At 54.7% G+C, this 22,094-nt stretch carries 23 protein-coding genes and 1 riboswitch; of the genes, 21 read left to right on the top strand and 2 right to left on the bottom strand.

From position 1 onward, the window contains the following. The first annotated feature begins 85 nt into the window (after window positions 1-85). The 19 genes from PKO02S_RS13485 to PKO02S_RS13400 all read left to right on the top strand — a co-directional run bounded on the left by PKO02S_RS13485 (window position 86) and on the right by PKO02S_RS13400 (window position 19,002). Window positions 86-1,750: an extracellular solute-binding protein gene (locus PKO02S_RS13485; RefSeq protein ID WP_127583594.1), complete on the top strand. Its 1,665-nt coding sequence runs from the start codon at window positions 86-88 to the stop codon at window positions 1,748-1,750. Between the two features lie 58 nt (window positions 1,751-1,808). Next, complete coding sequence (locus PKO02S_RS13480; protein ID WP_127583592.1) at window positions 1,809-2,768, top strand: ABC transporter permease; 960 nt, start codon at window positions 1,809-1,811, stop codon at window positions 2,766-2,768. A 9-nt stretch (window positions 2,769-2,777) separates the two neighbouring features. Then, complete coding sequence (locus PKO02S_RS13475; protein WP_127583590.1) at window positions 2,778-3,659, top strand: carbohydrate ABC transporter permease; 882 nt, start codon at window positions 2,778-2,780, stop codon at window positions 3,657-3,659. Between the two features lie 15 nt (window positions 3,660-3,674). Further along, complete coding sequence (locus tag PKO02S_RS13470; protein ID WP_127583588.1) at window positions 3,675-4,898, top strand: Gfo/Idh/MocA family oxidoreductase; 1,224 nt, start codon at window positions 3,675-3,677, stop codon at window positions 4,896-4,898. Continuing rightward, window positions 4,895-6,865, top strand: coding sequence for an alpha/beta hydrolase family protein (locus tag PKO02S_RS13465; protein WP_164821441.1), 1,971 nt, complete (start codon window positions 4,895-4,897; stop codon window positions 6,863-6,865). Before PKO02S_RS13470 ends, PKO02S_RS13465 begins: the two co-directional genes overlap by 4 nt. A gap of 15 nt (window positions 6,866-6,880) precedes the next feature. Then, entirely contained in the window at window positions 6,881-8,098 is a 1,218-nt protein-coding gene (locus PKO02S_RS13460; protein ID WP_164821440.1) for an N-acetylglucosamine-6-phosphate deacetylase, read from the top strand. A gap of 66 nt (window positions 8,099-8,164) precedes the next feature. Further along, complete coding sequence (locus PKO02S_RS13455) at window positions 8,165-10,549, top strand: helix-turn-helix domain-containing protein (RefSeq protein ID WP_127583582.1); 2,385 nt, start codon at window positions 8,165-8,167, stop codon at window positions 10,547-10,549. 351 nt (window positions 10,550-10,900) lie between these two features. After that, window positions 10,901-10,980, top strand: a riboswitch (ZMP/ZTP riboswitch). A gap of 62 nt (window positions 10,981-11,042) precedes the next feature. After that, complete coding sequence (locus PKO02S_RS13450; protein ID WP_127583580.1) at window positions 11,043-11,645, top strand: DJ-1/PfpI family protein; 603 nt, start codon at window positions 11,043-11,045, stop codon at window positions 11,643-11,645. After that, window positions 11,642-12,160 (top strand): GNAT family N-acetyltransferase, encoded by a 519-nt coding sequence (locus PKO02S_RS13445; protein ID WP_127583578.1) that lies wholly within the window; start codon window positions 11,642-11,644, stop codon window positions 12,158-12,160. Before PKO02S_RS13450 ends, PKO02S_RS13445 begins: the two co-directional genes overlap by 4 nt. Window positions 12,161-13,394: 1,234 nt before the next feature. After that, a complete protein-coding gene (locus PKO02S_RS13440; protein ID WP_164821439.1) occupies window positions 13,395-13,925 on the top strand; it encodes a DinB family protein in 531 nt (176 codons plus the stop codon). Continuing rightward, window positions 13,919-14,440, top strand: a complete 522-nt coding sequence (locus PKO02S_RS13435) for a DUF3221 domain-containing protein (RefSeq protein ID WP_127583574.1) — start codon at window positions 13,919-13,921, stop codon at window positions 14,438-14,440. Before PKO02S_RS13440 ends, PKO02S_RS13435 begins: the two co-directional genes overlap by 7 nt. 47 nt (window positions 14,441-14,487) lie before the next feature. Further along, window positions 14,488-15,504, top strand: coding sequence for a S66 family peptidase (locus tag PKO02S_RS13430; RefSeq protein ID WP_127583571.1), 1,017 nt, complete (start codon window positions 14,488-14,490; stop codon window positions 15,502-15,504). 55 nt (window positions 15,505-15,559) lie between these two features. Next, entirely contained in the window at window positions 15,560-16,021 is a 462-nt protein-coding gene (locus tag PKO02S_RS13425) for an NUDIX domain-containing protein (protein WP_127583569.1), read from the top strand. A 23-nt stretch (window positions 16,022-16,044) separates the two neighbouring features. Continuing rightward, a complete protein-coding gene (locus PKO02S_RS13420; protein WP_127583567.1) occupies window positions 16,045-16,467 on the top strand; it encodes a GNAT family N-acetyltransferase in 423 nt (140 codons plus the stop codon). Window positions 16,468-16,542: 75 nt separating this feature from the next. Next, complete coding sequence (locus PKO02S_RS13415) at window positions 16,543-16,911, top strand: hypothetical protein (RefSeq protein ID WP_246066986.1); 369 nt, start codon at window positions 16,543-16,545, stop codon at window positions 16,909-16,911. Between the two features lie 401 nt (window positions 16,912-17,312). Continuing rightward, window positions 17,313-17,627, top strand: a complete 315-nt coding sequence (locus PKO02S_RS13410; RefSeq protein WP_127583565.1) for a hypothetical protein — start codon at window positions 17,313-17,315, stop codon at window positions 17,625-17,627. Window positions 17,628-17,752: 125 nt separating this feature from the next. Next, window positions 17,753-18,271 carry a GNAT family N-acetyltransferase gene (locus PKO02S_RS13405; RefSeq protein WP_127583563.1) on the top strand — a complete coding sequence of 173 codons (519 nt, stop codon included), beginning with the start codon at window positions 17,753-17,755 and terminating at the stop codon, window positions 18,269-18,271. Between the two features lie 13 nt (window positions 18,272-18,284). Then, a complete protein-coding gene (locus tag PKO02S_RS32360; protein WP_164821437.1) occupies window positions 18,285-18,422 on the top strand; it encodes a hypothetical protein in 138 nt (45 codons plus the stop codon). Window positions 18,423-18,492: 70 nt separating this feature from the next. Then, window positions 18,493-19,002, top strand: coding sequence for a DNA topology modulation protein (locus PKO02S_RS13400; RefSeq protein ID WP_164821436.1), 510 nt, complete (start codon window positions 18,493-18,495; stop codon window positions 19,000-19,002). An 11-nt stretch (window positions 19,003-19,013) separates the two neighbouring features. Here PKO02S_RS13400 and PKO02S_RS13395 read toward each other — a convergent pair whose 3' ends face one another. Then, entirely contained in the window at window positions 19,014-19,859 is an 846-nt protein-coding gene (locus PKO02S_RS13395) for an SDR family oxidoreductase (RefSeq protein WP_127583559.1), read from the bottom strand. Window positions 19,860-19,979: 120 nt separating this feature from the next. On the opposite strand from PKO02S_RS13395, the gene PKO02S_RS13390 reads away from it, so the two are divergent. Both PKO02S_RS13390 and PKO02S_RS13385 read left to right on the top strand, forming a co-directional pair. Further along, complete coding sequence (locus PKO02S_RS13390; RefSeq protein WP_127583557.1) at window positions 19,980-20,810, top strand: aminoglycoside adenylyltransferase domain-containing protein; 831 nt, start codon at window positions 19,980-19,982, stop codon at window positions 20,808-20,810. Window positions 20,811-20,827: 17 nt separating this feature from the next. Further along, on the top strand, window positions 20,828-21,013 hold the full coding sequence (locus PKO02S_RS13385) for a hypothetical protein (RefSeq protein ID WP_127583555.1): 186 nt from the start codon (window positions 20,828-20,830) through the stop codon (window positions 21,011-21,013). A 93-nt stretch (window positions 21,014-21,106) separates the two neighbouring features. Here PKO02S_RS13385 and PKO02S_RS13380 read toward each other — a convergent pair whose 3' ends face one another. Next, window positions 21,107-21,976 carry a LysR family transcriptional regulator gene (locus tag PKO02S_RS13380; RefSeq protein WP_127583553.1) on the bottom strand — a complete coding sequence of 290 codons (870 nt, stop codon included), beginning with the start codon at window positions 21,974-21,976 and terminating at the stop codon, window positions 21,107-21,109. Between the last annotated feature and the right edge of the window lie 118 nt (window positions 21,977-22,094).

Here is a 22,094-nt window from a genome sequence, read left to right as displayed (position 1 = left end):
TCATCTTAAGTATTGCTTATACTACTGAAGAGAAGTCCGTCTTATGATGAGGAGGAGTTTAGCATCTAAATGGAGGGGTTAACAAATGGTCAAGAAACGCAAGGGGAGACACATCGGATTCGCATCCGCCGTCCTGGCCGCAGCTGCACTCGCTGCAGTTGGTTGCAGCAGCACCGAATCGGAGGAAGGCAAGGCTTCAGTCACACCGGCGACATCAGCGCCGAATCAAGCGAAGGAGGAATACAAGCTGCCCTTCGCCGAACCCGGCACCGCATCGCTTCGTGTGGCGACCGCCGACAACTTGTACGCGCCGAAGAGCTTGACCCAAGGGCTGCCTGTATGGAACGAAATTGAGAAGCGTACCGGGGTGAAGATCAATTGGGAGGTTGTACCGAGTGCGCAATACACGGAGTTCATCAACGTACGGCTGGCCGCGGGACGCAATCTGCCGGATATATTCCGTCTGACGGGAAGTCCGGTCAAAGCGTCGGCCGATGGCGTCGTCATCCCCCTGGACGATCTGATCGCCAAGCATGCGCCTAATATTCGCAAGCTGTTCGCGGACTTCCCGGCGGTAGAGAGTCAGATGCGCGCGCCGGACGGGAAAATTTATGCCATCCAATCGGTCAACAGCGGAGCCAATATTAATGATCCCTTCGGCTGGCTCATCCGGAAGGATTGGCTCGACAAGCTGGGGCTGAAGGAGCCGCAGACGCTGGACGAGTGGTATACGGTCCTCAAGGCGTTCAAGGAGAAGGATCCTAACGGCAACGGACGCCAAGACGAAATTCCGCTCTCTCCGGACTACTCCTACCAAGGCTTAGGCATATTTGGAAGCGCCTTCGGCCTTCATAACTTCGTCTACAGCAACGGCTATTTCCCGGATAAGAACAACAAGGTCGAGTATCACTGGATCAAGCCGGAGACGAAGGAGCTCGTGACCTGGTTCAATAAGCTGTACAGCGAGGGCTTGATCGACAGTCAATTCGCTGTGAACAAGGTGGAGCAAATCGACTCTGGTATCTCCCGGAATCTGGTGGGCGTGACTAATCATTTTGTCAATAATGTAAACCGGTACAATTCCATGCTGAAGCAAACGGGCGTCCAGTCCGACTGGGTGATCACGAACCCGCCGAAGGGCCCGAACCATGAACCGTTTTATGAAATGGGGCCTCCGCTCGGCCTGGCATTTGGGATTTCCAAGGATGCCAAAAATCCTGAGCTCGCCATGAAATGGCTGGATTACATCTATGCGAGCGAAGAGGGTGCCCGGCTTGTGACCTTTGGGATCGAGGGACAAAGCTATAAGGTTGAGAACGGCAAACCGCAATTTACCGACTGGGTCTCGAACAACCCGGATAAGCTGAGCTTCAATGAGGCGCTCCGGTCCTTAGGCGCATTGCCTACGACCCCTTGGTTGCGGATGACGGATGGCTTTCATGCCGCACAACCGATCGCCACGTTAGAGAAGGATCCGGCGCTTGCCGCGCAGGTGAACAAGGTGAAGAAGTACATTGTAGATTCCATTCCAAAGCCGCATGGTACTCAAGCCGAGGTGGAGGAGCTGGCCCGGCTGGAGAACGATGTGCACACCTATGTAGGCGAATCGATCGTGAAGTTCATTACTGGCCGAACCCAGATGACGGAATGGGATACGTTCGTGAAGAACACGAAGTCAATGGGGCTCGACCGAATCTTGCAAATTCGTCAGCAGCAGCTTGACCGATATTGGAAAGCGAGCAAGAAATAAACCCGCCGTTCATACGTAGCACACGTGCGAATTGTGGAAGGAGCAAGGAGTCTCACTCATGAGAACCAAACATGAAAGTGCCACAGGCCGCGTCTTCTTGCCGCAGAGCCGCATGAGCCGGGTTATACGAGCGCTCGTCCGGGACCGCTACCTGCTGTTGCTGATAAGCCCGGTCCTGCTGTATTACGTGATCTTCCACTATGTTCCCATGTATGGCGTGACAATCGCCTTTAAGAACTTTCGGCCGGTGGACGGCATTTTGGGCAGCGATTGGGTCGGGTTCAAGCATTTCGAGCAGTTTTTCCAGTCGCTCTACTTTGGCAGATTGCTTCGCAACACGCTGCTGATCAGCTTGTATTCGCTTTTTTGGGGCTTCCCGGTCCCGATCGCCTTTGCCCTGCTGCTGAATGAATTGAAAGATCGGGTGTTTAAACGCGCGGTGCAGACAATCAGCTATCTCCCGCACTTCATCTCCATCGTCGTTGTGGCGGGCATGATCATAGCGTTCACTCATCCGATAGACGGGGTCGTCAATATACTGCTCGTGAAGCTCGGGCTTCAGCCGATCTCCTTCATCACCGAGCCGGGCTGGTTCCGCACGCTTTTCGTCTCCTCCGGGATTTGGCAGCAATTCGGCTGGGGCTCCATCATCTATCTGGCGGCGATCGCAGGGATCAACCCGCAATTGTATGAAGCGGCCGAGATGGACGGAGCGAAGCGCAGACACAAGATGCTGTACATTACGCTCCCGGGCATATTGCCTACCGTAATCATCTTGTTCATCTTGAACGTGGGGAACCTGATGGATGTCGGATTCGAAAAAGTGCTGCTGCTCTATAGCCCCATGACTTATGAGACCGCAGATGTCATCGGCACCTTCGTCTACAGGAGAGGGATCGTCAGCGCGGATTTCAGCTTCGCGGCTGCGGTCAATTTGTTCAACAACGTGATCAATATTATTCTGCTCATCACCGTCAACCGGATAAGCCGACGGCTGACTGACACATCGCTATGGTAGGAGGGCCAGATGCATACGACGCGTAAATCCTGGAGCGATCGAGTAGCCGATCTAGCGATCTACTCCGCCATGTGGGGCGTAATCGCCATCACGCTCTATCCGTTCCTCTACATCATCAGCATGTCGCTCAGCGAGCCGATTCATGTCGTGGAACAGTCCGTCTGGCTGTTCCCGAAGGGCTTCTCTCTGGAGGCGTACGCCAGAGTGTTCGATAACGAGCAGGTGTGGAAATCGTACTACAACACGGTCTTCTACACGGCAGCCGGCACGGCGCTGAACGTTGCCATGACGACGCTCGCGGCATATCCGCTCGCCAGGCGCTCCTTCTCGCTCCGCCGCCCTATCATGGTGTTCATCGTGATCACGATGTTTTTCGGAGGCGGAATCATTCCCACGTTCATACTGATCCAGGAGCTCGGGATATACAATACCCGGTGGGCGATCCTGCTGCCCAGCGCGGTCAGCGCGTTCCTGATTATAATCGCGAGGACGTTCTTCCAGACGATCCCGGAGAGTCTGCATGAGTCGGCCAAGCTGGACGGCGCCAACGATCTGGCCATTCTCTATCGGATCGTGCTCCCTTTGTCCCAGCCCATATTGGCTGTCCTGACGCTCTTTTATGCCGTGAACCATTGGAACAGCTTTTTCCCGGCGATGATGTATTTGCCGGACAAAGCGCTGCAGCCGCTCTCGCTGTATCTCATCAAGATTCTGGTCCAGAACCAGGAGATCATGGTGGAGGGCGTTCTGGATTCGTACGATCGAACGTTATATGCCGTGCAACTCAAGTACGCGTTGATCGTCATTACCGTGCTGCCGATAATGGCGGTCTACCCATTTTTACAAAAATACTTCGTCCAGGGCGTCATGATTGGCTCCCTGAAGGAGTAAACGGCCGGAGGAACGATGAAACGATATGCAATCGCAGGTACAGGGGCAAGAGCTCGCTACATGTTTGCCCTGCCTATCGTGCAGACCTGGAAGGATACCGCCTGTCTGACCGGACTGTATGATCCTAATAGGACCCGTGCGCAACGCCTGAGCGAAGAATGCGGCGGCATCCCGGTGTTCACGTCATTCGACGCCATGCTTGCGGAATCGCGCCCCGATACGGTGATCGTCGCGACCATCGACAGTATGCACCATGACTACATCATTCGTGCGATGCAGGCCGGCTGCGATGTCATCTCGGAGAAGCCGCTTACGATAGATGCGGATAAATGCCGGGCGATCCTCAAGGCGGAGCGGGACACGGGACGCCAGGTGATCGTCACATTCAACGCCCGATATAATCCGTATGTCACCCGAATAAAGGAATTGCTAGTGTCGGGCGCGATCGGAAGGGTCACCCACGTTCACTTCGAATGGAGCCTGGATCTGTCTCACGGGGCCGACTACTATCGCCGCTGGCACCGGCGCCTGGAGCACAGCGGAGGGCTGCTCGTGCACAAATCAACTCATCACTTCGATGTGATCAATTGGTGGCTGGACCAGGAGCCGGAGGAAGTGTACGCGTATGGCGATCGGCATTTCTATGGGCCGACTCGGCAACAGACCGGGATCCGCTGTACGACCTGCGCCTATAGCGAGGACTGCGAGTTTTATCTCGATCTGGAGCGCGACCCTATCCTGCGTGCCTACTATAAGGAGGGGGAGAGCGAGGACGGCTACATGCGCGACGCGTGTGTATTCAGCGAGGAGATCGACATCTACGACACGATGTCGCTCAATGTGAAGTACAAGAATCGCACGACACTGAACTATTCCCTCCTCTCCTACAGCCCGTTCGAGGGATGGCGGGCTACGCTGCACGGGACGAAGGGCCGGCTGCAGGCGGAGGTGTTTACCAGCGGCTCGCGGGCCGATGATCCGTATAATACGGTGACGTTGTACGATCATGCAGGAGGGGTCGTCATGCATCCGGTCAAAAAGCGAAGCGGTGGACACGGGGGGAGCGATTCGCTTCTGCAGCGTATGCTGTTCCAATCGGGAAGCGACGATCCTCTTGGCCAACAGGCCGGATCGCGCGCAGGGGCGTTGTCTTTATGCGTAGGTGCGGCCGCCAACATATCCATCGCCGAGCGGAGGCCGGTCAGTCTTGGCGAACTGCTTCAGGAGGAAATGGGATGAAGGCCGATGCGCTTGAGAAGGTGCATCTTCACTTGTTCAATGCCAGAGAACAATTGAAGCGGCATGTGTACGCTCGTTCGGAGCAGGCGTTCTGCCAGGGAGACCTCGACCGGGACAACATTACAACGATTGCGGAGATTCAGGAGCGACAGCGGTACATTCGAGAAGGCTTCGCCCGCAGCATTGGGCTCGAGCCCCATTCCGGAGGAGAGGTGCCGGTAATCCATTCAGGCGCCATCCTGCGAAAAGGGTATACAATCGAGAAGCTCCTCCTCGAATCGCGGCCAGGCGTATGGATAAGCTCCAATCTGTATCGACCGCACGCCTCGACGCAGGACGCTCCCTCTGCCGCAGTCTTGTTCCTATGCGGCCATCATGATCAGGGCAAGCACGATCCGGAATACCAGATGGTCTGCCAAATACTGGTTCAGGCCGGTCTAGTGGTGCTGGCGATCGATCCGTTAGGACAGGGAGAGCGGCTGCAGTATGACGAGCTGGGGACAGAGGGCTCCGTGATCGGGCCTGGCGTTTGGGAGCATGAGTATGCCGGAGCCTTATGCTTTCCGCTTGGAGGGAGCTTGGCCCGGTACTTCGTGACGGACGCGATGCGCGCGATGGACTATTTGTCGGCAAGGCCGGAGGTCGATCCGTCCAGGATCGGAGTGACCGGCAATTCGGGCGGCGGCATGCAGACGGCGATGATGATGATGAGCGATTCCCGCGTCGCCGCTGCTGCTCCAGCAACCTTCGTCATGAGCCGGAGAGCTTTTCTATACGCGGACCGGTCACAGGATGCGGAGCAGATCTGGCCTGGCTTCTCGGCGCTCGGGCTGGATCACGAGGATCTGCTGCTCGCCGTCGCACCGAAGCCGGTACTGGTTCTCGCCGCTGCCTACGACTTCTTCCCGATCGAGGGGACGCTCGCTACGGTGGACCGGGTGAGGCGGTTCTGGGAGGCATACGGAGCAAAGGAGCGGCTATGTCTCTTTATCGACGAGTCGGTCCATGCCTATACGCAGCGGATGGCTGTAAAGGCGGCTGTATTTTTTGCGGAGCATCTCAGGGGGGTGCGTCTGGAGGGGTATGAGCCAGAAGTCGAAGTGCTGGCACCGTCCGAGCTGTGGTGTACACCGGAAGGGCGTCTCTTGACTGCTCCGTCCTTGGATGAGCGCAGAAGCACGATACATGATATCCTCTACTTAGAGGCTGCGGCATTGCAGGCTTACCGGCATGAGAGGATTGGGGCGGAAGCGGGAAGGATGGCTGAAGAGTACTTGCGACATGCCGTCTTCAAGGATCGGCAATCCGGACCGCTTCACCCGAGATTGTACATGCTGAACACCCATGTAGAGGAGTTAAGTGTCTACAGCGCTCTGTGGCGATCTCAGCCGGCTATGTTCAATTACGGGCTGGTCTTCCGGGATGTCCGCCGACGGGAGGAACGCTTGCCGGTCACGATAGCTGTCTGGGCCGGGGGGACGCACTGTCTCCAACCCCACTGGGATTGGATCCGACGAACCTGTGCGGAGGGGCGCAGCGTAATAGTGTTGGACGTCAGCGGGGCCGGTGCCTTGACACCGCCGCCGTTTCATCGCGAGGATCCGCTGGCAACCTTCGAGGCGATCCACAAGCTGACGATCGATCTGTTCTGGCTGGGCGACAGTCTGGCGGCGCTGCGTGTGTACGATGTGCTGCGGGCGCTGGAGCTGCCGTCACACTTGCCGCTCATCGACAGCGGGGATATCCGCTTGTACGGCCATGGCCGCCACGGCTTGTATGCGCGGTTGGCTGCCGCGCTGGATAATCGGGTGTCGCGGCTGGAGTGGCAGGAGCCCTTGCCCAGCCTGATGTCTTTGATCGCTCCTCGCTACTACGAGGCGCGGGATGTGTATTGCCTGCTCTTGCCCGGGATGCTCCAGGCGTTTGATTGGCCGGAGCTTGGCGCAGCAGGTGCAGGTATCTCATAGAAGGAGCTGGAACCGTTGGGAACGCATGAGCGACAGTCATGGACGGGACGCCACTATATCAGTGGGCGCCTAATTAAGGTCACAGCTGAAGAAGGGGTTCTAACCGCAGTAGAGGAGCTTCATGAAAAACAAGCCGATGTACGGGCAAGTGCAGTTGGAGGTTCTTCAGTTGATCTCGAGGCTGTTGCTCCGGAGCTCTGGATCGCACCTGGTCTGATCGATCTTCAGGTGAATGGGGTCCAGGGGATTGATTTCAATGAGGTTGAGACCAACCCGGAGCAAGTGCTCCTAGCTGTAAGGCATCTGCAAGCCCTTGGCGTCATCCGGTTCTGTCCGACGGTGGTTACGGCACCGCCAGATGATATGGCGATGTGCATCCGCACAATTGCCGAAGCATGCGAGATGTACCCCGAAGTCCGGCATGCCGTGCTGGGCATACATGTAGAAGGGCCATACATCTCGGAGGAGGACGGTCCTCGGGGAGCCCATACCCGAGAGGCGGTGCGCGATCCTGTATGGACCGAGTTCGAGCATTGGCAGAAGCTCGCGGGCGGCAGGATCCGCATGCTGACTCTAGCGCCGGAGCGGGCCGGAGCGCTGGATTTCATCCGGCTGCTCGTTCAGCATGGCGTCGTAGCGGCGATTGGGCATACGGCGGCGACGGAGGATGAGCTCCGGCAGGCGGTGGCCGCCGGAGCGACGATGTCCACGCATCTCGGGAACGGCGCGCATCCGCTCCTCCCGCGGCATCCCAATTACATCTGGTCGCAGCTGGCGAACGACGGGCTGTGGGCCGGGCTGATCGGAGACGGCCATCACCTGCCGCCTTCAACGTTGAAGGCCATGATCCGAGCGAAGGCGGAGAAGGCCATTCTCGTCAGCGACATGAATCATTTCGCGGGGCTACCGCCGGGAAGGTACTTGAAGCGCCATCGTCATGAGGTGATCTTAGCGGCGGACGGGCGTCTGGTCATGGCCGACAATCCCCTCATTTTCTCGGGGGCGGCTACCCCGTTGAACCGCTGCGTGGAGAATGTGGCCCGGTACGGTATTTGCACATTGGGAGAAGCGATAAGGATGGCTTCGGAGCGGCCGGCTGCTGTGCTCGGCTTGTCCGAGGAGGGCACGGGCACGCTGCTTCCAGGAGCTTCCGCCGACTTGCTGCTATATACCGTAGGTCCTGGAGGAACCTTCGAGATTCAGACTGCGATTGCCAAGGGCGAACGTGTATGATTCGGAGCTTTGGAGCAGCAGCACGATCAAGGGAGTGGTGCCGATTGTTAAGGGGGTCAGACGACAATGTACAGAAGGATGAATTTGTTTCTCGCTTTATTCCTGGCGTTCACCTTGGTGTTGTTGTTTCCAGTATTCATTCATACAGCGCTGTACCAGAGCATGTACTCCATCATCAAGGGGGACGCCGTCCGGTCTAACCAGTCGATGCTGTTCCAAATCAATCATCTGCTAGACAGCCGGTTGCGGGAGGTGGAGCAGATGGCGGCCCAATTGTCTTATCATCCGAAGCTTCGGCAGATGCTCGAGCGCAATGGATCGATCGAAGAATGGGTGCCGACGTACGAGCAGTACACAGAGATTATGAATTTGATGGTTCAGCCGACGGTCAAAAACGAGCTGCTTTATGACTACTACATGTACTTTCGTCAACAAGGAGCCATATTGACGCCGTATACGAAAACCGATCCCACGTCCTTCTATGCGAATTACTATGCCTACCAGAATCTCGAACAATCGGCTTGGCTGAAAGCGATTTCAGGTGATGTACCCGAACCGGGATTTTTACAGGCCGCAGAATTGCGGTCGAATGCCGGCGCACGAGCTGAGCGGGTCCTAACCTATATTCTGCCCTTTCCCTCTGATGCAGGCGAGCCTTCCCTGGGGGCGTTGGTGTTCCTGATCCAGGAGAAGCAGATTCTCAGCTTAATTGAGCATCTCCTTACCTCAAGCAAAGGCCAATTCCTGATTACGGATCGGAACGGCACGATGCTGACGACCTCCTCTGAGGAGCTACGCCGGCAATTAGCGGGGAGCGGTGTCCATAAGCTGCGGGAGATGCAGAACGCCGGAGGCGATTCCGTCTATTCGCTGAACGGCGAAGAGTGGATGATGTCTTCGGTCGAATCGACTGAAAGCGGATGGGTGTATTACTCGCTGGTGCCGAAGTCGGTGTTCATGAGCAAGCTGAACAAGGTGCAAATCTGGGCCTTGTCCCTGCTGTTCTTCTGTCTGTTCTTCGGGGTGATTGGGGCTTATATGTTTGCCAAGCTCTTCTACAAGCCGGTGCGCAAGCTGGTCCGCTACATCCAGAACACACATAATCTCAAGCGAGGAGAGTACAGGGGCGAATACCGGCTGATCGAGGAGACGATGCTGAAGTCCTGGGACATGGAGCAGCAGCTGAAGTCTGCCCTGAGCCGACAGACCCCTGCTATTCAGGCGAATTTGTTGAACCGGCTGATCAAGGGCTTGGTGGAACCGGGTTCCTTGACGGCGGAGGCTTTGGCGGTAAGCGGAATACGATTCGAAACGGACCGATATGCAGTAGTCGTAATGGAGGCGGACGACAGCTCTACCTTCACCGAGATGGAGCCTGAGCACCGTTGGGCGATCGCGCGGGGGATTCTGCTTGAGGTCAGTCTGGATCTTGTGAACCGTCATCATACAGCCTATGCGCTTGAGCTGGATCGCAATCGCCTGGCATTGCTTGTCAATCTTGCTGCCGTCCCGGATGCGATGGAGCTGCTTGAGACGGCGATCGGACAGGCCCGATCGGTGATCGAAGAGCAATATGGCATCTACAGCAGCATCGGAGTGAGCGAGGCTCGGGAGGGCTTGCAGGAGCTGGGGACTTGCTACGGGCAAGCGATGTTGGCGCTTGAGTATCGGATCGTGACTGGCAATGGCTGCATGATCCGGTACGCGGATATTATGTCCGCCGACCCGCGGTATTTTTATCCGATCGAGGTGGAGCTACAGCTCATGAACGCGATCAAAACCGGCGATTTCGCCACGGCAGACCGGCTGTTGGACCATATCCATACGATGAACTTCCAATCTCGAAGCATCTCGTTGGAGTTGGGCAAGTGTCTGTACTTCAACATGCTAGGTACATTGCTCAAAATTTGGAACGACCTGTCCGGACGTATCGCAATTGAGGGACAAAGCTCGACATTCGACCCGGTGAAACAGGTGCAGGAATGCCAGACTCTGTTGGACATGCACGAGGAGATGAAGGCGATCTACCGCTTAATCTGCACAGCCGTGAGCGAGGCGCAGCAGGAGCCCGGGAGCAAGGTGGCGGACGAGATGGCCCGGTATATAGATAGTCATTATGGGGACCATGCCCTGAGTCTGAATTCCATCGCAGAGGCGTTTCGCCTCACCCCCCAGTACACGTCGCATCTGTTCAAAAAATGGAAGGGGCAAAATCTGGCCGATTATATGGCCCGTGTCAGGGTGGAGCAAACGAAGCGTCTGCTCCAGGAGGATGCCGATGGGCTGACGCTTAGCCAGATCGCGGACTCTGTAGGCTATGCTAGCGATGCGGCCCTGATCCGGGTATTCAAGAAATACGAGAGCGTGACACCGGGCAGATACAGGGAGCAGACGAAGGGTGATGTGGAGCTGTTCTCGGGAATCCGGGAAAGCGGTCAGGTTTTGCGCTAGTGATGAACGCATGAGCAGGCCTATGCGCTCTAGTCCGATTTTTCCTGACTGCGTGGCAGGAGCAAGGGAGAAAGCGTTCTCTAGTCCGATTGTTCCCTCTTGCGGAGCCGTTTCCGTACACCCCCTCCAGAATGCATCGCTCCAATTCGGCCAATTCGGACTCCGTAGCATTTCCGGGAGGAGAGGTGTGCGGTAGTCCGACTTTTTCGGACTAGGTAGCAGGGCTGCTTGCGCCACGGCGATCGAGCATGATCTTCGTGTCGAGCGAGTCAAGCTAGCGACCTGCCAACTCCCTGGTGCTGACAAAACACTTGCAACGATTTCCATTTTCCAGCTACAATAGAGGTAGCAGTCGGTATGCGCGACTGGCGGAAACGTGGAGTACCACGAGGGAGCGCATATGTCTATAGCCGTACGCCTGGGCAAAGTATTTGATCCTTTGGATTGAATGCTTTTTTTGTTTTTCCAATCGAGGAGCGGGAAGGTGTAGGCTATGAAAATGGCGATTGTGTTGTTCGACGGCATGACCAGTATGGATTTTATGGGATTTTATGAGGCGATCACCTGGCTAGGTATTCTGAAGGCAAAAGAAAATGTGTCCTGGACCTTCTGCGCCGACAAGCCGGAAGTGACCGATGACCGTCGTTTGACGTTCAAGGCGCACAAGGTGCGGCCGGATCTCAGGGAGTTCGATCTGGTGTTTCTCCCTGGTGGCATGGCGACGCGAAAGCTTCAGTATGACGAGACGTTTCTGGATTGGATCCGGACGGCGGAAGCGGTGCCTTATAAGGTTTCAGTTTGTACGGGAGCTCTGCTGCTTGGTGCGGCCGGGTTCCTAGAGGGGAAACGAGCGACGACCAACTCCTCGGCTTACGAGCTGCTGACCCCATACTGCGCCGAAGTGATCAAAGCCCGCGTGGTGCGGGACGGGAACATCATCACCGGAGGTGGCGTGACCGCATCCATTGATTTGGGTTTGTACACGGTGGAGTGGCTGACGAATGTCGATTTTGCGCTGCAGGTGCAGAAGAAGCTGGAGTACCCGTACTACCAGGTGGGCCAATTGAGCGATGTTTACATGAGGCAGGACGGATGAGGGAGCCGGCGGAAAAGCTTGTTGTGCGGCACATCCATGAAGAGGAGCACACGCAAGTCTCAATTATTCTGGAAGAAGCGTCCTTGTGGCTGATGGAAAAGGGCCAACCGATGTGGACCGAATCCCAGTATTCGGTCCACGGGCTTCTGAATCGCTATCGGTCAGCGGATATGTGTTTGGGTTTCATCGGTCAGCAAGCCGTTGCCGCTATGATCCTTCCCGAGCAAAAACCATCTTATTGGCCGGATGATTCGCAACCATCTTTGTACCTGCACAAGCTTGCTGTACGTAGATCCTATTCAGGGACCGGTGTTGCAGCCGGCATGGTAGCATGGGCCATCGAGCAGGCCGCTTTGCGAGGCAAATACGCTCTAAGATTGGACTGTGCCTCTGACCGGTCACAATTGTGCGCTTTCTATGAGAAGCAAGGATTTGTGAAGCTCAAGGAGACTTTATTGTACAATCAATATCCGACGGCGTTCTATGAGATTTCTACCTTTGGAATGTCAACTTAATCCTAACTGAAGCTGTCTCGACTAAAGTCGAACAGCTTTTTTCAACAGAAAAGAAAGTTTAAATCCTTTACAGAACTAAAGCATAAGGGGGAATTGCGGAGCCGGGTTCGCACACCCCGTCTGGAAAAAGTCGCTCAAAATTCGGCAAATTCGGCCTACAGACATCGATGCTACGAGGCGGCATCATGGATGCTAAAGATGGGGCGGCTGTGCAGAGTAGCTTACGAGTATTTTCGAAGAAGCCAAGTTACTGGCCGGGCATGAGAGAGTCGTTCTGAAACCTGGGGATAGTGCCGAGAGGGACTGTACAAGCAGAAAATAGCCGCCGACCTCCAAGTAACCTTGCTCCGTAAGCTCCGTAAGCTCCGATGCTCCGTAAGCTCCGCAGTCCGAAAAAATCGGACTACAGATCGCGTCCCCGTCGACAAAAGCTCTGCAGTCCGAATTTGCCGAATTGGAGCGGTATTTTCGGGAGGGGGTGCGTGGAAATGGCTCTACAAGTGGGTGAATTCGGACTACGACGTCTATCACGTATCGCTCACGCCATGCAGTCCGAAAAAGTCGGACTACAGACACCGATGCCGCGAGGCGGCACCTGTGTCCGCAATCAAGGGGTTGGGGCCTTGTTGGGACGAAATAAGGTCCGCTGTGTCCGCTCAAAATCGACCGAATTCCGAAAGTAACGCTGAGCCCGGAAGCAGGACTGAAGAGGGAGGCTGGCTGGAGTGGAGAAGCGAAGCAGTCGCCTGAAATCTGGTGCCGCCATTCTACCTCCACCCATCCAAGGCACAGAATTTCAAGAGCGATCGGAACCCGATGCCTGCCCTCCGCATGCGCCAAACCGAATGCCACAGCTCAAGGACCGTTCAGCGATCTTCTGCGCGCTCTAGTCCGAGTTTTCCCATTTGCGGTGCCGATTCCGCACACGCCCTCTAGAAAACGTCGCTCCAATTCGACCAATTCGGACTACAAATCATTTCCGGGCGGTGAGGTGCGCGGTAGTCCGATTTTTTCGGATTAAGGAGCAGGAGTGCTGGCGCCACGGAGCTCGAGAATGTCGTGTGCAAGCCGGATTATTTACTTACAATCTAACTTTCTCGTTTTTCTCTCATAGCCGTAGGGTATTGTAGGAGTAGCTAAAAAGTATCCCAGCCCGCGCCGATCGAAAAGGGAAACGAACACCCTGTATAGAAATGGTAAATGGTGCATTTATTATGGAGCGGAGGCGGTTCTCGTGCAAAAGGAGCAGGAAGCAGGACACACATTGGAGACGACGTCGGTGCTGATAGATTTTCTCTTGAAAAAGTATAGGTCGGAGAAGCAAGGGACGCTCCAAGTCATCGGGCAACTGACGGACGCGGATATCGTGTGGGCGCCGACGCCCGAGAGCAACAGCATCGCCAACTTGGTGGCGCATATTGGGGGGACGGTTCATCAGCGAATTGAAGCCGTCCTTCTTGACATTCCGGATACGAGAGACCGCGAGAAGGAATTCGAGCCTGGACTGGTGCTGACACGAGAGCAGGCGCTGGATCTGGTTGCTCGGTCTTTTGACCGGATTATTGAGGTGCTGGAGCAGGCTAAAGCCAATCCGGGATTGTTGCTAAGGCAACCTTACTTGCACTTACCGCCTCTTACGAACAGCGGAGTGGACAACCAGGCTACCGTCCTGGAGATTCTGCTCCATCAGTTCCGACATTTGCCCGGCCACACGGGACAGATCGTTTACATCGCCAAAATGAGAATCGGGCAATTGCAATGGTAGGCGGTTATGTGAGGCAAGTTGGGTTGGTCCTATTGTGCGGGGCGCTGTTGTTGCTAATTGCTTGCAGCGATCAAACAAGTTCAAACGCTTTTACCGGATACGTCACTAAAATCGAGGGTCACCGAGCTCTAGTGATTAACCCAGGCAGCCGAAGCATCAATCCATCCAACCCCGAGTACTACGAGGCAGTCTGGGTATCCAGCGTGCCTTCGAAAATAAAGGTCGGACAACAGGTCCAAGTCTGGTTTGCCGGGAACGAGATTGCAACCTCCTATCCAGGCCAAGGAAAAGCCGCCAAGGTTACCGTTATCCAAACTTCCAAACCCGATAAGGCGGACCTGGCGCAGGATGAAGTAATCCGAAAAGCTCTTTTAAATGAGGGTATAGCCAGTCTGCAGTATTTGGTTATCAAGGATGTGAGCTATGATGAAATAACGGATTCGTGGACGATTCGGTACAGAGGGGCCATGGACGCCTCATCCGAGGTTCGTGATTTTCAAGTGCCCGATCAATAATGGCTATGCTCACGAAATGAGGGGTACTCAAAGGAGATGCATAAAAAATGATCCGCTATCCTATCTTGCAGCGAGGCACGACCGTTGGGGTAACCGCACCCTCATCGGGAGTACAAGAGTCGCTGCATCCGTTGGTCAACGAAGCCGTACGACGTTTGGAAGAGAAAGGGTATCCGGTAATTTGCGGGGAAACTGTCTGGACACAGCATAAAGCCAAATCGGCCCACGCGTCGGTGAGAGCGGCGGAGCTGCAAGCTTTTCTCCAGGATGAGCGAATCGGTTTAATTTTCCCTCCGTGGGGCGGAGAGTTGTTGATCGAGCTAATAGACCAGATAGATTACTCTCAAATGCAACCCAAATGGATTCTGGGATACTCCGATATGAGCGTCCTGTTGCTGGCTGTTACTCTGGTTACGGGAATTGCGACGGCACATGGGACCAATTTGATCGATACGCGAGGCACATACTCGGACGAAACGACTGCGATGTGGGAAACGGTTTTATCGACTCGGGAAGGCGCATCCGTCCCACAAGTGTCATCGAATCGGTATCAGAAACAATGGGATCACGAGCATCCTTCGCCATGTGTGTTCCATCTGACGGAGCCTACAGCATGGCTGACGGTTTCGGGAGCCGATGTTACAGTACGAGGACGCCTGCTTGGCGGATGTGTAGATGTGATCCGACATTTAATCGGGACGCCTTATGGCGATGTACAAGCTTTTCAGCACCATTTTATCCATGACGAGCCGATCCTCTGGTACTTGGAAAACTGTGAACTGAACGTGGCCGACCTCCGGCGTTCGCTTGTCCAAATGAGGCTTGCCGGGTGGTTCGGCAACTGCAGCGGGATCCTCTTCGGCCGAAGCGAGGCGAACAAGCCCATTGACGGCTACGCAGCAATTGACCTGTACCGCGAGCTGGAGGATGAGCTTGGCGTTCCGATCGTCTATGATATCGACTGCGGCCATGTTCCGCCGCAAATTACCTTTATTAACGGCGCCGTGGCGGAGGTTAAAGTCTCGGGCGGCAAAGCTGCCGTGGTTCAAATTTTCGAGAAATAACGCGATGTTACCAGTCGATCATAAGCCGAAAACGGAAAAACAGGAGGGCCGCAAAATGAAACCGATTCGAAATTCGGCCAAAGCCGTTATCATTCGCAACGATCAAGTACTGCTTACCAAGAACCAAGACGACCAAGGATACTTCTTCTATTTGTTCCCCGGCGGCGGGCAAGAGCCTGGTGAACAATTGAGCGATGCGGTTAAACGAGAGTGTCTGGAAGAAATCGGGGAGCAGGTCGAAGTACATGAGCTTCTATGCGTGCGGGAGTACATTGGCAAAAACCATCAATTCGCCGACTGGGATTCCGCTGTGCACCAGGTTGAGTTTTATTTCAGCTGCACTTTAACGGCGGAAGAGCCGGCTTTTCAGAACATAACGAATCCGGATAGCTTTCAAGTAGGCGTGGAATGGGTCGAGCTCAGCCAGCTCCATGCCATCCAAGTGTATCCTCGAACTCTAGCTTCCATGCTCACTGAACCGGCTACGACATTACGCTATCTCGGTGACGCAAACTAACCATGCAGGAAGGACGTGATAGGATGAGGTATCCTATTGGCAACGCGGATGAGCAGGAGAAAAACTTTGTAAGGCGCAAGCTGATTGAATTCAACGCGCAGCACACGCCGGAGCACTTGAAGTCCAGGTATGAAGAAATCAATCTAACCGTCAAAGACGAAAACGGGGAGATTCTAGGCGGACTGCTTGCGGTATTAAGCTGGAATTGGATAGAGGTGAACATTCTTTGGGTGGATGCTGCCTTTCGGCACTCGGGGATCGGGACGCAGCTGTTGCAAGAGATTGAACGGTTGGCAAAAGAGAAGGGCTGCACATTCATCAAGCTGAATACGTTCAGTTTTCAGGCTCCGGCCTTTTATCTGAAAAACGGGTATGTACAGTATGCGGTTCTCGAGAATGCGCCGGAAGGCGCCAGCCACTATTTTTTCAAGAAGGATGTTGGATGAGTACTCCCAGAAAGGTGAATCTATGAAATTCATACTCATCTTCGGTCCCCAAGCAGTAGGGAAATCTTTGAGCAAATGTCGAAAAGCAACCAACCTGGATTTATGTTTACGTTTGTTTGGGGATTTGATTTGGCTGGCGATTGGGAGTTTGTCGAACAGCTTAGCCATACTTTTGCGTCGAAGGGACATGAGGTTATTTTTGTAGAATTGGAAGCGGGGCTGGAGGAAAGGTTAGTGCGTAACAAATCGCCTCATCGATTGCAGCATAAGGCCAGTAAACGCAATGTAGAACGCTCTGAGCAAGACTTACTCCGGACTATGGAAACTCATCGCTTAAATTCCTTCCCTGGCGAGATAAAACGAGAAACTTACATTCGAATCGAAACGACAAATAGTACCCCGGCAGAGACAGCCCAACTAATCAAGCAACGCTTTCACCTATAAACCGTATCAACTGAGTAAGGATGCCAACTTTCAAAGGAGCCTGCCATGCCTAACATGTTGTTCGACCCCACGCGTCATCCGGATTGGATCCAGCCGCAAAGCCCAGTCAGAGCAACAACTAGTCGACAGCCGGCTTGAGAAAGTGGATGTGCGCCTCTTTGAAGAAGTGGAGTATTTGTCAAGGCCGGAGGATGTGCTCAACAAGAAATGTTTGGGCCAGAAGGAATCATTGAAGAAAATCGTATGGGAGGCATGTTTGCAGGAGGTGGAGGAGATCTTCCATCGGCATGCTACCTCTCAAGGCCTGAGGGTGGTCAACTTTCACACGCTGCTCATCGGGAGAGCTAGGTAGCGGCTCACGCACACATCACACACACCTGCGAGGGACTGGGGACAACTAAATGCGACCATACTTGAAGCTACAAATGATTTTGCCGGGTATCCAAGCGTTACTGACTCTGGTGGCCGTGCTAGTCGACCGAAGTGTCAACCAAGGTCTGGGAGAAGGACCCAACCAAGTGCAAGCGAATCTGATCAGCAATGTCGAGTTTTTTATCAAAGGGTTGCTGGGCTACGACGATATCGTGAATTACAATTTCAGGCCCGTTACGGTTATGTTGGCGATCGGCTTCTGGTACCTGGTGGGGCTAGCCTTGAATAGGCTTCTGAGGAAACGGAAAGGCAGCATTCACCGAGGAAAAGTAGGAATCGAATAAGTTTGGTCAAGCTGTACGAGAAGCTCGATTTCGTCGAGTTCCTGCCTCCCCCAGAAGCACAGCAAACACAGCGGCGTCAACAATCTCGTTTAAATGAAGTGGAAGAGGGAGGATGACGGGGCGATATGAATATTAGGAAAGCACTCCCATCAGATTCACGAGGCATAGCGAAAGTAGCGGTTGATACATGGCGTTCAGCGTATCGTGGAATATTGCCGGACCATGTACTGGACGGGTTGACGTATGAGCAGAGGGAAGAGAACTGGAATCGTATTTTTATTATTGGAATAGACATCGTCTTCGTCGCTGAAAATGTTGCTGGAGAGGTCATTGGTTATGCGAGCGGAGGTAAGGAACGGCGGAGTACAGCGATGGATCAAGGAGAACTGTATACGTTGTACCTTCTTGAGCAGTACCAAAGACTAGGGCTCGGCAAGCAGTTGCTTCTGTCTGTTGCACGAGAGCTTGATTGGTTAGGGATGCGGTCGATGTTGGTTTGGGTGCTGGCGGAGAATCCTTCCCGTTTCTTCTACGAGTCGCTCGGTGCACAAAAAGTTGAAGCTAGAGAGATTGAGATCGGTGGGGGGACCTTACCGGAGATCGGGTACAGCTGGGCGAGTATGAGGGAAGCTTTACTGAGCTAGGTGACTAGGGAGGGTGAGCGAGTTTGATTGGAATACGCCGGCGCAGGATTTCTGGAGAAAGGTAGTCAAGGACTATACGGGCGATCGTTATATGGAAATGAGAAGAAAAGACGGCAAAGGTCCCTCTCAAGAGTTCTGTAATGTCCTTTAACCGTGCAATCCCAACATCTCGAGAAGGCTTATTTTATCCCCGTCCAAAAAAGGAGAGTGACGCTCCCTATATGAAACGCGTCATCCTAGTAGGCTGCCCGGGCTCCGGCAAATCGACGTTGGCGAAGCGACTTGGGGAGATGACCGGGCTTCCTGTCATCCACCTGGACTCGCTGTATTGGAAGCCGGGTTGGGTTGCGTCAGAGCCGGCGGAATGGAGAGGCACCCTTGCTCAACTGCTGGAACGGGACGAATGGCTCCTCGATGGGAACTATACGTCCACGTTCGAGCAGCGACTGAAGCGAGCCGATACGGTTATTATGTTTGATTTCCCCAGATGGCTTTGCTTGTATCGCGTCCTCAAGCGAGTCTATCTTTACCGAAAGCAGGTCCGTTCCGATATGGCGCAAGGCTGCCCGGAAAGGTTGGACTGGGCGTTCCTCAAGTGGGTATGGAGCTTCAGGAAGCGGAGCCGTCCGCTGCTGCTGGACAAGCTCGAGAACGCCCGGTCCACGCATCGCGTGATCCTATTTCGGAAGCCGCAGGAAGTAGAAGCGTTTCTGCGCGACATTGAGTCATAAGCCTTAATCGCCTATAGCCCGACCTGGCTCGCGCTCCAGTCCCAAAACCGGCGTGCCAACGCATCGTCCTGCGCGAGCTCAGAGATCGGCGCGACGAGGCGCTGATAGAAATACTCCCCGCTCACGCCGCGCACGTCCGGGCTTGTGGCCAGGTAGATCGCCGTGTCGGCCCCCTGCTCCGGTGTGAGAAAAAAGGGCCGCAGCAGCCGCAGCACTGTTTTGCCGAAGCCGGTGTCGCGGTTGACGCCGATGTTCGTGCCGACCGCGCCGGGATGCAGGGCGTTGACGGTCGCCGAGCCCCCCTCCAAGGCCAGCCGGCGGGCCAGCTCCCGCGTGAACCAAATATTCGCGATCTTCGATTGCGAATAGCCTCTCCAAGGGCTGTACCCTTTCACCAGGAAAGGGTTGTCGAAGTCGAAGCGCCCGATCTTGTGCGCGCCGGACGATACATTGACGATCCGCCCGTTAGGCGACCGGAGGATGGCGTCGAGCAGCAGCTGCGTCAACAGGAAGTGGCCGAGATGATTCACGCCGAGCATTGCTTCGAAGCCGTCCGTGGTCGTCTGCCGCTTGACGGTAACGACGCCGGCATTGTTCACCAGCACATCCAAGGTCGAGTGCTTGGCCAGAAAAGCGGCCGCGAACGCGCGAATGCTAGCTAGCGATCCCAGATCGCAGAGCATCAGCTCGATCCGGTCCGTGCCGCTCTGCGCGCGGGCTTCGGCTAGAGCCGCGTTTCCTCGCTGTTGGCTGCGGCACAGCATGACGACATGGGCGCCACGACGCGCCAGCGCGATCGTCGTGGCCAAGCCCATGCCGGAGTTGGCTCCCGTGACGAGCACCGTTTGATTTTGCATATAGCGTAGACCTCCTTGGGCTGCCGATTCCTATATGTTCTCTTGCAGGTTCTCCTGCAGCAGCATCTCCTACATCCAATTCTACCTGCAATTGGATTTTTATCACAAGGGGGATCGACGATGAACCGCCAACTCAGCAGCAGCCACAGCAATTGCCACAACCCAAATGTCAATCCAACCGGCTATCCCGATGCAGACGAAGCGCTGGATTATTTCCTGAGGAATATTCAGTCCAGCTTGGCTGGGAACTTGGTGGGCCTGTACGCGATCGGCTCGCTGGCACTGGGGGATTTCGACCCATCCGGCAGCGATGTGGATATTGTGGCTGTGACGCACCAGGAGATAAACGACGCCGACTTCGCCAGCCTGAGCGCGATGCATGCCGAATTTTCCCGTGGCCCTTCACCTTTGGCAAATAGAATAGACGCGGTCTACGTCACAAAAGCTGCTTTCAGCCCGGACCATCCCCAGACATCTCTGTACCCCACGCTGGAGCACGGGACGGAGCTGTTCAGACATGCGTTGGAAGACGGATGGGTGTTTCAGACCTACACGTTGAGGGAGAAGGGATTGGTGGTATGGGGCGCGGACCCGAGATCTTTTATTAGCCAAGTAGACCCTGGAGAAATGATACCTGCTGTAAAAGCTATCGCAGGAATGTGGCTGGAAGACGCCCGCCTCGACCCGACTTGGCTGGAATGGGTGTCCGTCCGCAAGTGGCAAGTGTTCGTGATCCAGACGCTGTGCCGAATGCTGTACTCGCTTCTCACGGGGGACGTAACCTCCAAACCCGCAGCTGTGGAATGGGCTCGACGCGAACTCGGCCAGCCTTGGGCACATCTGATCGCCCACTCCTTATCGGCACAAGACGAGACCATCACCGAGCGTGAGCTGGAGGAGACTTTACTGTTCATCCGGTATACATTCGATAAAGTGAACCCGAACCCATAAGGAGGAGGACAAGTATCATGCAAGAGGTCACCAACCGGGAAATTCTTGAGGAGCTTAAGAAAATTCAGCAGAAGCTGGAAGCGCTCAGCGAACCAAAGGGGCTATCGACTCCGGGCAAAATCTTGGCTCTCATTTTTGGATTTGCAGTCTTTGGTCCGCTGCTGGGTTATCTCGCTTCTATCATCATTAATTTGCTCAGCTAGGGAAAAAAAGCCGCATTTTGCAGGGACTTGGTGTCGGGGGTAGTGACGGGAAATAGGCTGTACATGGGATGAACCGCGCGAGCCGCGGTTTTTTTATTTGAAATGAGCGCGCATCTCCGTAATAAAAGCGGACAGCGCGGGCGTAATCAGCGCATCCCGGCGCCGGATGAACAAGGTGGTGACCTTGGCGTTTTTGCCTGGCAGCTCATGACCGCGAATTCGGCCTTGCTGCACCGAGTCTTTGACGAACGATCGCGGCATCAGGGAGAAGCCAAGTCCCGCGCTTACACAGCCGATAATCGTTTCGATCGATTCGAATTGCATGACTTTATTAGGAACAACCTTTTCTTCGTCGATCAATTGCAGGATTTTGGAACGATACGTGCAGCCGCTTGGAAACAAGAGCAGGGTGCGCAATTGAACCTCTTTAATAGTAGTAATGGGTGGATGGGAGACGGGTGTCAGGAGCACGAATTCCTCGTCGATGACATTTTCCTGGATCAGATCGGGGTGAATGACCGGACCGGATACGAAAGCTCCATGCAGCTCATAATCAAGGACGGCTTGAATATGTTTCTCGGTGGGACCCGTGGCTAAAGTGAGGTCGACCTGAGGGTAATCGGCATGATATTTCGTTAGGAGGAAAGGCAATCGTACCGCGGCGGTCGTTTCCAAGGATCCGATGTGAAGCGCCCCGGTAGGAACGGCGGAGTCGCTGACCGCCGCTCTGGCTTCTTGCATCACATGCATGATTTGTTTGGCATACGCTACTAGAATTTGTCCGGATGGAGTAAGCATGATTCCGCGATTATGCCGGTAGAACAACGTCGTCTGCAAATCGGCTTCGAGCTGCTTGATTTTCTGCGTAACATTGGATTGGGCGAAGTTCAGCTTGTTGGCGGCTTTGGAGATACTGCCTTCCTGCGCCGTCGTATAAAACATCTTGAGCATCTGAATATCCATTTGGACCTCCGTGATGGCCAGCATCAGTCTGTATCATACAAGATAACGCAAATCCTAGTATAGTTGTTGCAGTTGAAGCGAGGATATTAGAATTTGAGATACCACTCATCTGAACTGC

This window comes from Paenibacillus koleovorans NBRC 103111, assembly GCF_004000845.1.
GTDB lineage: Bacteria > Bacillota > Bacilli > Paenibacillales > NBRC-103111 > Paenibacillus_AA > Paenibacillus_AA koleovorans.
This window is presented reverse-complemented; position numbering and strand designations above follow the sequence as displayed.

What these genes read in the sequence shown, in the direction of transcription:
- PKO02S_RS13415 (WP_246066986.1), top strand. Translation starts at nt 16,543, where the DNA reads ATGTCGAAAAGCAACCAACCTGGATTTATGTTTACGTTTGTTTGGGGA.
- PKO02S_RS13430 (WP_127583571.1), top strand. Translation starts at nt 14,488, where the DNA reads ATGATCCGCTATCCTATCTTGCAGCGAGGCACGACCGTTGGGGTAACC.
- PKO02S_RS13445 (WP_127583578.1), top strand. Translation starts at nt 11,642, where the DNA reads ATGAGGGAGCCGGCGGAAAAGCTTGTTGTGCGGCACATCCATGAAGAG.
- PKO02S_RS13455 (WP_127583582.1), top strand. Translation starts at nt 8,165, where the DNA reads ATGTACAGAAGGATGAATTTGTTTCTCGCTTTATTCCTGGCGTTCACC.
- PKO02S_RS13480 (WP_127583592.1), top strand. Translation starts at nt 1,809, where the DNA reads ATGAGAACCAAACATGAAAGTGCCACAGGCCGCGTCTTCTTGCCGCAG.
- PKO02S_RS13485 (WP_127583594.1), top strand. Translation starts at nt 86, where the DNA reads ATGGTCAAGAAACGCAAGGGGAGACACATCGGATTCGCATCCGCCGTC.
- PKO02S_RS13465 (WP_164821441.1), top strand. Translation starts at nt 4,895, where the DNA reads ATGAAGGCCGATGCGCTTGAGAAGGTGCATCTTCACTTGTTCAATGCC.
- PKO02S_RS13420 (WP_127583567.1), top strand. Translation starts at nt 16,045, where the DNA reads ATGAGGTATCCTATTGGCAACGCGGATGAGCAGGAGAAAAACTTTGTA.
- PKO02S_RS13400 (WP_164821436.1), top strand. Translation starts at nt 18,493, where the DNA reads ATGAAACGCGTCATCCTAGTAGGCTGCCCGGGCTCCGGCAAATCGACG.
- PKO02S_RS13380 (WP_127583553.1), bottom strand. Translation starts at nt 21,976, where the DNA reads ATGGATATTCAGATGCTCAAGATGTTTTATACGACGGCGCAGGAAGGC.
- PKO02S_RS13395 (WP_127583559.1), bottom strand. Translation starts at nt 19,859, where the DNA reads ATGCAAAATCAAACGGTGCTCGTCACGGGAGCCAACTCCGGCATGGGC.
- PKO02S_RS13450 (WP_127583580.1), top strand. Translation starts at nt 11,043, where the DNA reads ATGAAAATGGCGATTGTGTTGTTCGACGGCATGACCAGTATGGATTTT.
- PKO02S_RS13425 (WP_127583569.1), top strand. Translation starts at nt 15,560, where the DNA reads ATGAAACCGATTCGAAATTCGGCCAAAGCCGTTATCATTCGCAACGAT.
- PKO02S_RS13470 (WP_127583588.1), top strand. Translation starts at nt 3,675, where the DNA reads ATGAAACGATATGCAATCGCAGGTACAGGGGCAAGAGCTCGCTACATG.
- PKO02S_RS13410 (WP_127583565.1), top strand. Translation starts at nt 17,313, where the DNA reads ATGCGACCATACTTGAAGCTACAAATGATTTTGCCGGGTATCCAAGCG.
- PKO02S_RS13405 (WP_127583563.1), top strand. Translation starts at nt 17,753, where the DNA reads ATGAATATTAGGAAAGCACTCCCATCAGATTCACGAGGCATAGCGAAA.
- PKO02S_RS13385 (WP_127583555.1), top strand. Translation starts at nt 20,828, where the DNA reads ATGCAAGAGGTCACCAACCGGGAAATTCTTGAGGAGCTTAAGAAAATT.
- PKO02S_RS13435 (WP_127583574.1), top strand. Translation starts at nt 13,919, where the DNA reads ATGGTAGGCGGTTATGTGAGGCAAGTTGGGTTGGTCCTATTGTGCGGG.
- PKO02S_RS13390 (WP_127583557.1), top strand. Translation starts at nt 19,980, where the DNA reads ATGAACCGCCAACTCAGCAGCAGCCACAGCAATTGCCACAACCCAAAT.
- PKO02S_RS13475 (WP_127583590.1), top strand. Translation starts at nt 2,778, where the DNA reads ATGCATACGACGCGTAAATCCTGGAGCGATCGAGTAGCCGATCTAGCG.